Genomic DNA, 13,213 nt, shown 5'->3' with positions numbered 1-13,213 from the left:
CTTTGAGCGTACAGTAATGATTACATGTAGCATAATCTGTCACTCAATTAACCTGTTGTACGTTGGAAGGTGTGGAAACACCACTCTTGCTCTTAAACGGACTATGTTATGCAATTAAAAAGTCCTATTGTTCCTATGAAGTAGGATGCAGGGCTTTGTCTTATTATTATGTATCATTTAACAATTTTCGAAATACAATTTATCAACTAGAAGGAGATTATATATGTACATCTTGAGTCTACTTTGGATTTTCTTTATGCCTATTCTCGTATTATGTGGAATTTTTGGTGGGATTTTCCTAATTGTTACAGGGATTAAATATCGTAAATTATTCTCGGTTATAATGGGATTACTTACTCTTTCCTTTGTTGTGCTACCTTTTGTTTTTTGGGGTATGGGGATTGATGGAGAAAAAATTATTTCTATTCCAACCATTCTATACTGGATCCTATTCTCTTTAACAGGGTTATTAGCAGGATTCAATGGACTACAGGCAAAAATTAAAAGCATACGCAATATGGGATTTATTATTTTTACTACTGGAATATTAGGGGCTATTTTCTATTATTTAATGTCAGTATCTCATGATTCATTTTATATCAATTAGTTTTTTCTAAACTCATATCATCTACTACTTAATAAATATAATTAAAGGAAGTTGTAGCGTTATAAATACAAATAATGTATTACAACATAACGTTAATAAATGGAAAGAAGGATATTATGGAAGTTATTGAGCCAATAGACCCTTTTATTATGAAGTTGGTCATTATTCCACTGATAGTCATTGGATTAGGTGTTTTAGCATCTGTTCTTGTAAAAAAGATATTTATTGGCCCTTTAATAACATTATTTTTAAATGCTTTATATGAAATTTGGTATTTCAAACACTATTATCCTGAAAATGGATTTTTTTTGTCCTCTTGGAATATTATATTCCCTGTAATTTCATTAGTGATTTCTGGGGTTGCAGCAGCAATTCGAAACGAATAGACAAAATTAGGCTCTGTTGCAAAGTTTGAAAAAAATATAAACAGATTGGCAAATGAGGAAAAAGGATTAGGAGTATGTCTAGGTCAATTAAACCTAAACATACTCCTATATTTCTTAATGTACAATGCCTAATAGCGAATTATAGTACTCATCAACTTGTGAATGGCATAATAAAATAGATTTAGACACCCTTGCCACATTAATCCCATCGATAGATTCTTGCAATTTTATTACTATCTGAGAAGCATAATTGAAGTTGTGCTTAAATTGAAACAAAAAAACACATTTTTTCGTTTTGGGGTCGGTCTATTTTCTTAGCTTGATGGTGATGTAACGCTACTCCGTATTAAACTTTATTAATTTTTAGGCAGATGTTTAGTCGGTATTTATTCGTAAATTTGTTTGAATCGGTGAAAAAATAAAATGTGTAACAGTATGTGCAATTGGATTTACATTATCAATGAATTCCTCAGCTTGGGCGAAATTTTCAAATTGCATTTTTAACATATAACAAGCATTTCCTGCTATACGATAACAAAATTCTACGTTTGGAAGTTTCTCTATATAATTTTTAAATGATTTATAGTCTCCATTTTTAACCGTTGCTTCTATGATACATTGGATAGGTAAACCTAATTTCTCATAATCAACTTCTAAAGTATATCTTTTTATTATTCCAAATGATTCCATTTGTCTTACTCGTTCTGTTACGGAAGGTGAAGATAAATTAATTCTTCTGCCAATTTCACTCATTGATAACCGACTATTTTTATGTAATTCATCTATTATTTTTCTATCAATATTATCTATTTTCATTTTTAAAATAAATCCTCTTTTTTCGTTAATTATTTAAAATATTTTTCGTTAATTCGTTATTGATTTAATGTAATTTAATGATTTTATTTTCTATTATTAATATAACAAGGGGGGATTTTAAATGGCAAGAATTATTGAATCAAATTTCGGAGAAACACCATTTCAGAGACTGTTAGGGCATAACATAGAAGTGATGAAAGGGTGGTCTCAATTAGGAGATGTATTAGAAAAGGAGGGATTGCTATCTGCTGAGTTAAAGGAACAAGTAAGGAGAACGTTAGCACAAAGTAATGGTTGTGAGTATTGTAAAGCAAAAGGAAAACCTGAGTTTGATAAGTTTAATGAAAAAATATCTATGGCCGTAGGATTCGCAGAGGTATTTTTGAAGCAAAAGGGAGATATATCGAATGCAACTTTTGATATTTTGAGGGAATATTTTAGTGAAGATGAATTAAGTGAGCTTTGTGCATTTATTGCTTTTACGACTGCTTCGCAATATTTTGGAGCGATACTTAAATTAGAGGCACAAGAGTAGTTATAAAATAATGAATAGAGCAGCTAACATCGTTGAAAGCCTGTTTTGATTAAAGTCAAAACAGGCTTTTTCTTCTACAAACTAACATTTTTCTTCTTCGCGGACACAAATTTTTCATCTAAAAAATTTGTACCTAATACGCCGAGAATAATCATGATCGCTCCAATAATATGGTAATATGCGATCTCTTCATGTAAGAAGATTACACCAGCGAACATTGTAATTAAAGTAGACATATTGCTAAATACACTCATTTTTGATGCTTCTACAATGGATAAAGCATAATTTGATAAGAATGCTGTTAAGAGTGAGGATAGAATTCCTAAATATAAAATGGAAGCGAGAAATAACGGGCTTGTAAAGGGTTTAAAATATAGATGCATAGTTCCAGTTGCAATATGGTTCCCGATTGATAATGTATTAAAACAAATAAATCCAATTACAGTCATCATATACGTTACATCAATTAATCGAATTTGTTTTGTCATTTTTCGTGCTAGAACGTTATAACCAGCTGACGATAATGCTGATAGGAGAATCAGTATAACACCGGTAAAACTAGTAATATGAGAGCCTAGTCCTTTCATCGCAAAAATATAAATGACCCCAGATACGGATAAAAGAAGCGAAATCTTTTGCCAAATTGTTGTTCGCTCTTTTAAAAAGTAAGAGGCGCATACCATTGTGAAAATTGGAATGGTTGCTTGAATAATTCCTGCTTCCGAAGAAGATGTATACACTAATCCAAATGCTTGAAATGTAAAGAATAGTGCTGGATAAAAAATGGCAACAGGTAAAATAGAAAGCATATTTTTAAGTGTAACATTTAATTTGATAAAACCGAATAGTACTGGAATTGATGCGGTTAGAAAAGAAATAGTAAACCGATGAGCTAATGTATCTAGCGGCCCTGTAATGGTAAGGGTTAATTTTACAAACATAAATGAAAAACCAATAATAGATGTATAAAGAATTGCAGCGGCGTATGCTTTTTTTGTTTGAGTCATAGTCACACCTCGTATCATCAATTTTCTTACTGACCAGTATATGTAAATGGTAATGTTTTCTTGTGGGTGCTACAATACAAATATATACAATCTGTACCGGTACAAAAATATTAGGAGAGGGGTGTAAACGTGTATAAGTATGTAATTATTTTTAATGATTTAGAAAAGTTAATTCAAATTGGTGAATTTAAAGAAGGCGATAAATTACCTTCTATTCGCTCTTTAAGTGCCCGCTATCAATGCACGAAAAGTACCATTATTCGTGCCCTTCAAGAGTTAGAAAAAAGACATTTGATATACTCCGTTTTGAAAAGCGGATACTATGTTGTGAAAAAAACAAATGAAAATCATGCTAGGCATAGTAGTGTCATAGACTTTGCATCATCTGCACCTGATCCAGATATTTTTCCGTATTTAGATTTCCAGCATTGTATAAACAAAGCAATTGATACATATAAAAATGACTTGTTTATTTACGGGACTCCGAAAGGTTTGCCATCGTTAATTCGAATTGTTCAAAGACAACTAACAAACTATCAAGTATTTACGAATGAAGAAAATATTATTATAACATCAGGTGTGCAGCAGGCATTATCTTTGTTAACTTCTATTCCATTTCCAAATAAAAAGAAAACAATTCTAATTGAACAGCCCAGTTATCATTTGCTTATCGAATATTTAGAAACGCATGGTATACCTGTAATTGGTATCGAACGATCAGCCGAAGGAATCAACTTGATCGAATTAGAATATATATTTAAAACAGAAGATATTAAATTCTTTTATACAATGCCGAGATTTCAAAATCCATTAGGAACATCGTATTCTAAGAAAGAAAAGGAAGCTATCGTCCGTTTAGCAAAGAAGTATGATGTTTTTATTGTGGAGGATGATTATTTGGCAGATTTAGAAAGAGATGCTAAAGCAGATCCAATGTATAGTTATGATGATTCCGCCCATGTTATTTATTTGAAAAGTTACTCTAAAGTTATTTTTCCTGGGCTCCGCGTTGGTGTTGCTGTTATACCTGATTGTTTAACTGAAAGTTTCTTAACATATAAAAAATTACAAGATATTGATAGCTCGATGATTTCACAAGCAGCTCTAGAAATTTACATAAAAAGCGGGATGTTTGAACGGCATAAGCAAAAAATTCGTGCTTCCTATTATGAAAGATCCAAGAGGCTAGCTGCTTCTTTGAAAGAATGGAATAGTATGAACAAACAGCTGTTTCAATATCATGATGCCAATTTGCCGTGTGTGCATACCCACATCATTTTAAATAAGAAGGTTATCGTTCAACCGCTTATCCGAAAGTTGCTACAGAATAAAGTATTAGTAGATTCGATTGAGAAAAATTATTTATCTTCGTTTCCAAAAGAAAAAATATTGAAGTTGAATGTGTCGAATGTAAAAACAGAATGGATTGAAGAGGGAATATGTAAAATTATCGATGAAATGAAACGTATATAATTCAGAGGCAGGCTTATTTTAACTTTTTTACTAAACAATTTGGTTAATAAAGCTATTTTATCAATGTAGAGTTTGAACTCAAAAGACATCAAAAATGAGCGTACAGCAAATCGCTCTTTTTATTTCAATATTTCATTTTGTAGCGAAGGGAGGGCGAAGATACTAGACAAATAAATAAAGACACTCGAATTGAGTGCCTTCTCTTAGCAGCATCCGTATCCGTATCCGCCACCGCCATAACCGCCGCCCCAACAAGAGCAACCGATTATGATTAATAAGATAAATAACACAATTAGTAAGGCGAATCCACCCCGGAAGCCTCCACAACCACCGTCAAAACCCATACTACATTCCTCCTTTTGATAAGGAAACAAACAATAAGAGTCAAACTTGAAATAACACAGCGGATTTACATTACATTATGTGTTGTGGAGTTAAAGAGTGCATGTACATTGTCAATTGGAAATCGGCTTATTAAACAAAACAATTCTTTTAAACACCGTGAATCAAGTGTAATACAAAAAGAGTAAGATTACGTGTTCATTGATTGGAAATCTTTTAGTACGTTTTTTAACGTTTATAACATACTAAAAAATATAGGATTAATGTAATACGGTAAAGGAATAAATGAGATACCGCCAGTGAAACGGAAAAACCGCATGCTTCATTAATTGATTACTTTCTATATACTCGATTATACAATTCAAGAAGATCTGCAACAGGGATATTATTTATCTTCATACCTGTTATATCACTATGCTGTATTTCCACGTTCCTAAGATTACTATGAGTGATTTTACTACCTTTAAGATTGCATCTATTAAACGTAATTGGATTATCTTCATCTTCAAGATTTGTATCAGCGAAGCGAACCCCATCTAAAGTCACTAAAGCCATTTCGCTGTTAGAAAAATTTAAATCAGCAAATAATGTGTTTCTAAAATTTATATTGTGAAACTTTGAATGACTAAGATTACAGTTATTAATATGGCTGCTCATCATGTTACTGTTGCTAAAAGAACTCCCTTTTAGAGTTACTTGATAACACTCTGTCTTAGCCATATTACAGTTTTCATATTGGGTATCTGAAATATCCTTATTTTCAATTAAGTGTTCTACTTTCACTGAAGCGTCTATTCTCTTTATGTAACAATATTCATCTTCTGTTTTAAAGGTTGCTTTATATCCCACTTTTTCATAAAAGTAATGGTTTTTGATTTGTCTACTAGATGTTTCAAGATCCCAAGTTCTCACATTTGAAAACTCTTTTTCTATTAAAGTTATGACTTTTGATCCTATGCCTTTCTCTTGATAGCTAGGATCTACAAAAATACGGTCTATTCGCCCGAAAGACTGACCTGAAATCGTGACAATAATTCCACCCACAATCGTTTCGTTGTATATAATTTTGAAGCAATTTAACTCCTTGATCATATACTTAGTCATTTCAATTGAAGCATATCCTGGTGGTTGAATGTTATAGTCCGTTATGCGCCCTTTGTCTGGGAGCCATTTTTTTGCTTCTTCATTAAAGGTCTTTTTTGATATCTCTGTTAATGTTTCAGCTTCTATAATAGATGCTTTCTTAATCCTTATTGTTGCCATTTAAACGTCCCCTTTAGAATAAAGTAAATTACTTCCTCTTCCTCATATTACCATAAAAAGATATACTTTGGTTTTTAGTTGGTCTGATTGGATCGTTTAAACATCCTGTTTCTATTTTTATTGAGTATAAATTATGCTATGTAAAAATTACTAAAAATTATTTATGAACGAAACCAAACATCAAGATAATTTAGTCATTGTATTATGGGCGCATATTTTTATTGAAAAAGAGGATTTTTTAGTTCGATAACGAAATGAGATTAACAGATAAAGGGGGCGATATTATGAATATTACAGTGAAGAAAGTTATGGAAAACATGTGTAAAAATTATTAAGAAAAGGGGTTTTTCTATTGAAACAAGCTTTGCTTATTATTGATGTACAACAAGAATTAGTTGATGGTAATAATGAAACAAAAAGTGTGTTTAATAAAGAAGTATTATTAGATAACATTAATTTAGTTGTTAATAAGGCATTAGAGTCACACACTTTAATTGTCTTTATTAGGGATAAGGATGTTGCTGAAGGAAAAGGTCCCGGGTTTCAAATACACCCGAAAATAAATGTACCGGTAGATGCAAAGATATTTGATAAAGCAGCTACAAATGCCTTTTATGATACACCATTAATGGATTATTTAAAAGAAAACGAGATTGAACATCTTGTTATGATGGGATGTAAAACAGAACATTGTATTGACACGGCGGTTAGAACTGCAACGGTGAATCATTTTGACGTAACTTTAGTTGGGGATGGCCATTCAACGACAGATTCTTCAATTCTATCTGCTGAAAAGATAATCAGTCATCACAATAAAATACTTCATGGTCATTACAATGTTGATAATTTTTCTGTTGTTCGGACTACCGAAGAGGATTTGTTTCAACCAAATCATGACACTTACCGCTAAGTAGCCATTCATTCATTTAACTTGAAAAGTGCGACAAAAATTATTGATTTCTGGCAAACAGGCGTTATTGTTATAGTTTTAAATATGGTGAAGTAAAACATGTATAACCCTGTTCTAAAATTAGAACGGGATTATACGTGTTTAAGACAAAGGAGAAGAGAATTTTGAAAAATTCAACTCATTCTGTTATTGGGGAACTAAATCAGTTAATCGCTTTTGTTAATTCATTAGATGTAGTAAGTAAAAAGATATTTTTTAGTCCTATTTACGAAGGGAAATGGTCACCGGCTGCAATTATCGCTCATTTCATGTATTGGGATCGATATATATTAGAAGAACGCTTTGAGGGAATGATGAATGGGGAGTTACTTCAAAAATCTAACATGAATGTAGACAATATGAACAGATTGGCAAAGGAGTATGCACATTCAGGAATTAATAAGGTACAACTAATTCAAGAGGTCTGTAAAACAAGACAAAGATTATTTGATTTGTTAGTAGATAGAAATTTAGGGATTACTTTCAAAATAGGGTCAAATGAAATGACAGTAAATGAATATTTCAAAGGAATGGTGGAACATGACAACCATCATATTAAGCAAATTATGGAGTTTTTAAAACTTGTAGGAAATAAAATATAGTTATTATTATTGATGAAGTTAATGATAATGAAACATGAGGGGAAATATGAGTAAAAAAAGAAAAAGAAAACAAAAGAAATATAATCAAAGGCAGAAGAAAATTAGAATGCAAAAAATGGCCTCGGAAACCAATTCGTATAATAGAATAAAAAGATTGATAGCTAAAATAATATATGGAGTAATAGCAGCGTGTATATGGAGTGTGTTATTTATAGAAATTAAACCTACTAGTTTTTTGGATTCGATGCTGCTTTTTCTAGTAATGATAGTATTGTTATTTCTATATTTAGCATTGTTTGTACTGTTCGAGGAGGAAGATCGGATTAATAAGCAGACGAACAGAAGAAAAAAATCAAGAAATAGTTCTTCAGATTCATCGTGGGGATTTGGGGACAATGATAATAGGTGTGATAGTAGCAGTGATAGCGGATGTGGTAGTTCCGGAGATGGTGGGGGAGATGGCGGAGGAGATTAGAAGTTAGCTATCTCTCCACTATGTTAACTTAAAAAGAATGCCTCAAAGAACATAGTCTTTGAGGCATTTTCTTTCAACTCACTTTATCAAAGTTAAATCACTACATCGAAGTCAGTTGATTTCGGCTGAGAGGCCGATTTTTTCATAAGTACTTCCCATAAGTGTACAGATTTTTCCCACTCGGCTGTGGCATGCTCTTTTTGATACATGGCTTTTTCATAACTGAGAGTTAGTTGTTGCATATCAGTCGAGTTGTAAAGTATGTCGATGCGCAGTGCGTACTCTCGTAATGTTTGACTTTCATTACGGGGAATACCGATTCTTGCAAATTGTTTTAAAAGTGCATTGTAGGCTTTCGGATATACTGTATCACTTTTTCGGTATTTATAGAAATGGATTATAAAAAATGTAATCCATTTCATTCTAATAATAAAGAGAATATATCCCAGGATACTAATCGGTATCGCAAGGAGGAATACGTACCACCAAGAAAATCCATTATTAGAATTTGTGATTTTTTTAGTAGAGACTACATCTGTATCTTCTATTAAACTTTTGAGCCTTGCCTCATTGTTCCGCTTCTGTATTTGCCCGTTGTTAGAATTAGTTTCTTCCCTATTTTGTGAAGTAGATGCAGGAGTATTATTAATAAAATTATAGGGATTGGTAAATCCTTTTGTTGGTTCGAACGGAATCCATCCGTATCCCGGAAAGTATACTTCGACCCAAGAGTGTGCGTTATTGTTTGCAATTAAATAAACGTTATCACCTTCTAAGCCGGTAAATGTATTGTCAAGAGTTCCTTCTGTATAGCCTTTTACCCAACGAGCGGGAATCGAGGCGGCACGAAGTAAGACGATCATGGACGTCGAAAAATTATTACAGTAGCCGCTTTTTGTATCGAAAAGAAATTGATCTACATAATCTTGACCTTTAGCAGGCACCTTGACATTCATTGTTTCGTATACAAATGAATTGTTTGTGAAGTAATTTTCGATAGCTAATACTTTATCATATCGATTATCTCTATCATTGGTAAGGGTGGCAGCCAAGTCCTTTACTCGCTGTGGTAATGATTCGGGAAGTTGTGTGTACTTTGTTAGGAAGTAAGAACTTGTTTCATGACCTTCATTCGGTTTTACAGCTTTTAAATCTTCTATAGAAAACTGCGGAGTTTCATATGTTACTTTATACGAATTTATAGCAGTAGGAGAGTCTCCGTTAAACGTATAAATTTTTTCTGACAACGAGTCAACTCTGTATGATACATCAGTAGCAGCCTCAACTGATAGTAAACCTGCCGGATAAATTAGATGAGGGTAACTTTTTTGTATTGTAATTGATGCTGTAGATACTTCTGTTTTTGTATTTTGTTCATACCATTTCACGACGTCATTCTTCTTTTGAAAAGAAAGCTTTTTGGGATTTTCCGAAACTTCCCAGCCTTTTCCTGTATAAAAATCTTTTGTTTCCACTCTCCAATATTGTTTGTTTTGCGTTTGCGCTGTAAAAACAACTGTATTATCTGGCTGAAATGGCCCACCTAATTGCGAGTCATTTAAACCGTATCCGATTTTAGAAACTTCTTGTTTTTTACTGACTTCTGATGTGTTGAATTTCAAAAAATTTAACGGATTGGTCCATTGAGGACCGAATTTTGGAGCAAAGTATGCAACAGATGTTGATAATACAATAAATATCGCAAGAGGTCTAAGTAATTTTGTGAGATGTCTATCATAATGTTGTAATTGTTCACTTGCCTTTATCCGTTCAATTTGCAAAAGGCTCAGCATAAAAAAGCCGATGACAACCGTACGAATAATCGCATATTTTGAGTTGTATAAATAGAAGTTATGAAAAGTCGATATATAAATGATAGTCACAAATAGAAATAACAACCCACGTTTTTTATGAATCATCCAATAAGAGATGAGTGAAGATAAAAACCAAAATGATAGAAAAAATAACAATGTTGGGAAAACTGGAGAAATATCCAGTAAATTACCTTGAAAAAATAGGGACGTGTTTTGAGAAATATCAGTAAAGAATGCTGTCAGCCAAGATGGATTAAAAAAAGCTTTTTTATAATATAGAGAATTAATGATGATGAAGATTGTTACAATCTTTATCGGAATTTTCCATTTTATTTGAAAAAAAGGGAGAGTGAAGCAAATCCCTATAAATATTACAAAAATATCTAATCTACCTACATTTGTAATACCTATAAGCGGTCTTACCCACTCTAGTAAAAGAAGAAATCCGCATATATGTATAAAAAGTCTACTCATGTTCCGTTGATTTTCCGCTTGAAATATTGTCATTTGCTCACCTCAAAAAACACGTTCGTATAATGGTTTTCATGAACCACTTTTACAATTATTTTTCGTTTTTGTAGAGTTTCTAGCATACTTAGTTCTTGATGTGAAAGTTGGTTTGCTTTTTCTTTTACGACAAACACCATTAATTTTCTATTTCTTATTGCTGCACAATCAGCCGCTTTTTGAATATCGGGAGAAAGATCACTTGTTACAAGTAAAATTGTGATTGGCTGATACATTTTTCTTAATTCCATTTCTACACTTTTAGAGAACGGGAATATGCTGTCTGCTTGTACTTTCGCTAAATGACAAAAGATTTGTTGCAATTGAATATCTCCATTATCTAAGGGGAAAATCGTTCGCTCTTTGCCGACAGACACAAATGAGGCTGGTGAATTTTGCTTTAGAACAGCCTTCACAATCGAGGCGGTAAACGAAACGACTGATTCGAATAGAGGAGATGGAGTTCTGTCCATAAATATCATGATATTATTGCTACGCTGTTGCTCAAACTCTTTTGTCATAATATTATTTGTTCGTGCAGTTGTTTTCCAATCAATCCAAGAAAAACGATCACCAGGTATATAGTCTCTGACACCGACAGAGACTGTAGAGTCCTTTGCTAAATGTATATTTGCTGAAAGTGCTCCTTGTTCGAAATTATTTTCTAATTGTCGATACTTTATATCTACATATCGAGGATAGACTAAAAACGTATCAGAAACTGAAAAAGTTGTTTCTATTTTAGTAATACCAAATAGATCGCCTGTTTTTATACGTACGCTCGAAAAAGTGTGCTCTCCTCTAGGAATTGTGTCAATGACATATTGATACGAAATATGGCGCTTAAATCCAGGGAAGAGAATTACCTTATTCGCCTTTGTTTGTTTACAACTTGTAAAGTGTGGTGGTAGTTCATCTTCCACAATTAAATAAAGGATAGGAAAAGGAAGTTTTCTTTTTAGTGTAATCGTGCTTAAGAATGCTTCACCGGCCATGTATTCCTTTTGATTCGTTATTCGACTCACTTCAACGTCCCGTAATGCAAAGAAGGGAAGTAGTAATGAATAAAGGCAGAAAGGAATTGTACTGTAAAACAAAAACCAGCTTACAAAACCTCCCTGCAGCATGGCATACACAAATGTTAAGACAAGGCAGAAAGGGATTAGTAATAACTTTGCAACATGATAAACTGTTCCTAGTAGTCGTTTCATCAAAAATTCATCGTCCTTTGAGTTGGAACAGTGGTTCGAGCAACGATTTTTGCGATGATTTTTTCTCCCGTTATACCTTCAAATTTCGCTTCCATTTTTAAAATGAGTCTGTGAGCTAAAACGTAAGGAGCTAAAAATTTTACATCGTCTGGAATAACATAATTTCTGCCATGGATGAATGCATAAGCTTGTGAAGCTTTCATTAAAGCAATTGAGCCGCGTGGACTAGCACCTAGCTGTATAGAACTATAAGAACGAGTCTGATTAACAAGCTTTACAATGTAATGTTTAATTGATTTGTCTATGCTTACGTCCTGTACACATTGTTGTAAATTTAGTAATTCCTCTATTGTAGTAATAGCTTGTAAACGAGAGAGTGGATTTGCTTTTTGCATACGGTTCAAAATTTCAAATTCTTCTTCAGGTGTAGGATAGCCCATTTTTAACTTCAACATGAAACGATCGAGCTGAGCTTCCGGTAAAGGATATGTTCCTTCATATTCGACCGGATTTTGCGTAGCCATTACAAAGAACGGTTTTGGTAACGGTCTTGTGATGCCATCTATTGTGATATTGCCTTCCTCCATGCTTTCAAGTAAGGCAGATTGTGTCTTCGGTGATGTGCGATTAATTTCATCAGCAAGCACAAAATTCCCCATAATTGGTCCAGGTTTAAATTCAAATTGCAGTTCTTTTGGATTATAAATAGAAACACCTGTTACATCTGACGGCAGTAAATCAGGTGTGAATTGAATTCGCTTGTAATCGGCATCGATTGATTTAGAAAGAGCCCGTACTAGCATTGTTTTCCCGACACCGGGAACATCTTCTAATAATACATGACCTTCAGCTAAGAGAGCTGTCAAGGCTAGGATCGTTTCTTTTCGTTTTCCGACCATTAATGTTTCAATATTGTTGATTATTTTTTCTACAATGCGATGTAGTGAATCAAGCTGCGTCATCGGAATCCTCCTAATTTTATTATCGTTTTCTAGTTCATTCACTTTGATAGGTAGAATGTATGTTAATAATTTATCCAAAGTAAGAATCGGTTCCTTCGTTTTATTTCAGTAGAATAGTAATCTCGGAGGTAATCAGTATTTGTAATGTTGAGGGATTTAATTCTTACTATTATATTAAGTATAAATTGAAAGAGCACCTTCATTTTTGTTATGTGAAAGCCTCTGACTATGCATGGCAGTAACTTATGTGTCGAAAAATCAAAA

14 protein-coding genes are annotated in these 13,213 nt (G+C 32.9%); 7 read left to right on the top strand and 7 right to left on the bottom strand.

Annotated features, from left to right (window positions below; genetic code table 11):
• The first annotated feature begins 229 nt into the window (after positions 1–229).
• Both BM211_RS08900 and BM211_RS08895 read left to right on the top strand, forming a co-directional pair.
• The gene (locus tag BM211_RS08900; RefSeq protein ID WP_035431467.1) at positions 230–607 is read left to right on the top strand and encodes a hypothetical protein; all 378 of its coding nucleotides are present in this window, start codon (positions 230–232) and stop codon (positions 605–607) included.
• 116 nt (positions 608–723) lie between these two features.
• Positions 724–993 carry a hypothetical protein gene (locus BM211_RS08895; protein ID WP_090996513.1) on the top strand — a complete coding sequence of 90 codons (270 nt, stop codon included), beginning with the start codon at positions 724–726 and terminating at the stop codon, positions 991–993.
• A 375-nt stretch (positions 994–1,368) separates the two neighbouring features.
• Here the strand turns inward: BM211_RS08895 and BM211_RS08890 are convergent, their stop codons facing one another.
• The gene (locus BM211_RS08890) at positions 1,369–1,809 is read right to left on the bottom strand and encodes an Lrp/AsnC family transcriptional regulator (RefSeq protein ID WP_035431376.1); all 441 of its coding nucleotides are present in this window, start codon (positions 1,807–1,809) and stop codon (positions 1,369–1,371) included.
• Positions 1,810–1,930: 121 nt separating this feature from the next.
• Here BM211_RS08890 and BM211_RS08885 point away from each other — a divergent pair, with 121 nt between their 5' ends.
• The gene (locus tag BM211_RS08885; protein ID WP_090996510.1) at positions 1,931–2,344 is read left to right on the top strand and encodes a carboxymuconolactone decarboxylase family protein; all 414 of its coding nucleotides are present in this window, start codon (positions 1,931–1,933) and stop codon (positions 2,342–2,344) included.
• A gap of 74 nt (positions 2,345–2,418) precedes the next feature.
• Here BM211_RS08885 and BM211_RS08880 read toward each other — a convergent pair whose 3' ends face one another.
• Entirely contained in the window at positions 2,419–3,351 is a 933-nt protein-coding gene (locus tag BM211_RS08880; protein WP_035431372.1) for a DMT family transporter, read from the bottom strand.
• A 129-nt stretch (positions 3,352–3,480) separates the two neighbouring features.
• Here BM211_RS08880 and BM211_RS08875 point away from each other — a divergent pair, with 129 nt between their 5' ends.
• Entirely contained in the window at positions 3,481–4,824 is a 1,344-nt protein-coding gene (locus BM211_RS08875; protein WP_035431370.1) for an aminotransferase-like domain-containing protein, read from the top strand.
• A 203-nt stretch (positions 4,825–5,027) separates the two neighbouring features.
• On the opposite strand, the gene BM211_RS08870 is transcribed toward BM211_RS08875, so the two are convergent.
• Positions 5,028–5,168 carry a YjcZ family sporulation protein gene (locus BM211_RS08870; protein WP_081904810.1) on the bottom strand — a complete coding sequence of 47 codons (141 nt, stop codon included), beginning with the start codon at positions 5,166–5,168 and terminating at the stop codon, positions 5,028–5,030.
• 331 nt (positions 5,169–5,499) lie between these two features.
• The gene (locus BM211_RS08865) at positions 5,500–6,429 is read right to left on the bottom strand and encodes a GNAT family N-acetyltransferase (protein ID WP_090996506.1); all 930 of its coding nucleotides are present in this window, start codon (positions 6,427–6,429) and stop codon (positions 5,500–5,502) included.
• A 352-nt stretch (positions 6,430–6,781) separates the two neighbouring features.
• On the opposite strand from BM211_RS08865, the gene BM211_RS08860 reads away from it, so the two are divergent.
• The 3 genes from BM211_RS08860 (at position 6,782) to BM211_RS27020 (ending at position 8,455) form a co-directional block, all read left to right on the top strand.
• The gene (locus tag BM211_RS08860) at positions 6,782–7,339 is read left to right on the top strand and encodes an isochorismatase family protein (protein ID WP_035431366.1); all 558 of its coding nucleotides are present in this window, start codon (positions 6,782–6,784) and stop codon (positions 7,337–7,339) included.
• 164 nt (positions 7,340–7,503) lie between these two features.
• Positions 7,504–7,980: a DinB family protein gene (locus BM211_RS08855; protein WP_090996503.1), complete on the top strand. Its 477-nt coding sequence runs from the start codon at positions 7,504–7,506 to the stop codon at positions 7,978–7,980.
• Between the two features lie 46 nt (positions 7,981–8,026).
• Positions 8,027–8,455, top strand: coding sequence for a hypothetical protein (locus BM211_RS27020; protein ID WP_231559681.1), 429 nt, complete (start codon positions 8,027–8,029; stop codon positions 8,453–8,455).
• A gap of 92 nt (positions 8,456–8,547) precedes the next feature.
• On the opposite strand, the gene BM211_RS08845 is transcribed toward BM211_RS27020, so the two are convergent.
• The 3 genes from BM211_RS08845 to BM211_RS08835 are packed head-to-tail and all read right to left on the bottom strand — an operon-like array spanning position 8,548 to position 12,949.
• Positions 8,548–10,776 carry a transglutaminase TgpA family protein gene (locus tag BM211_RS08845; RefSeq protein WP_090996500.1) on the bottom strand — a complete coding sequence of 743 codons (2,229 nt, stop codon included), beginning with the start codon at positions 10,774–10,776 and terminating at the stop codon, positions 8,548–8,550.
• Positions 10,773–11,987, bottom strand: coding sequence for a DUF58 domain-containing protein (locus BM211_RS08840; RefSeq protein ID WP_090996497.1), 1,215 nt, complete (start codon positions 11,985–11,987; stop codon positions 10,773–10,775). The genes BM211_RS08845 and BM211_RS08840 overlap by 4 nt, the downstream gene beginning before the upstream one ends.
• A complete protein-coding gene (locus BM211_RS08835; protein WP_090996493.1) occupies positions 11,987–12,949 on the bottom strand; it encodes an AAA family ATPase in 963 nt (320 codons plus the stop codon). The genes BM211_RS08840 and BM211_RS08835 overlap by 1 nt, the downstream gene beginning before the upstream one ends.
• Positions 12,950–13,213 lie beyond the last annotated feature (264 nt).

It is taken from the genome of Bacillus sp. 491mf (assembly GCF_900112415.1).
GTDB lineage: Bacteria > Bacillota > Bacilli > Bacillales > Bacillaceae_G > Bacillus_A.
This window is presented reverse-complemented; position numbering and strand designations above follow the sequence as displayed.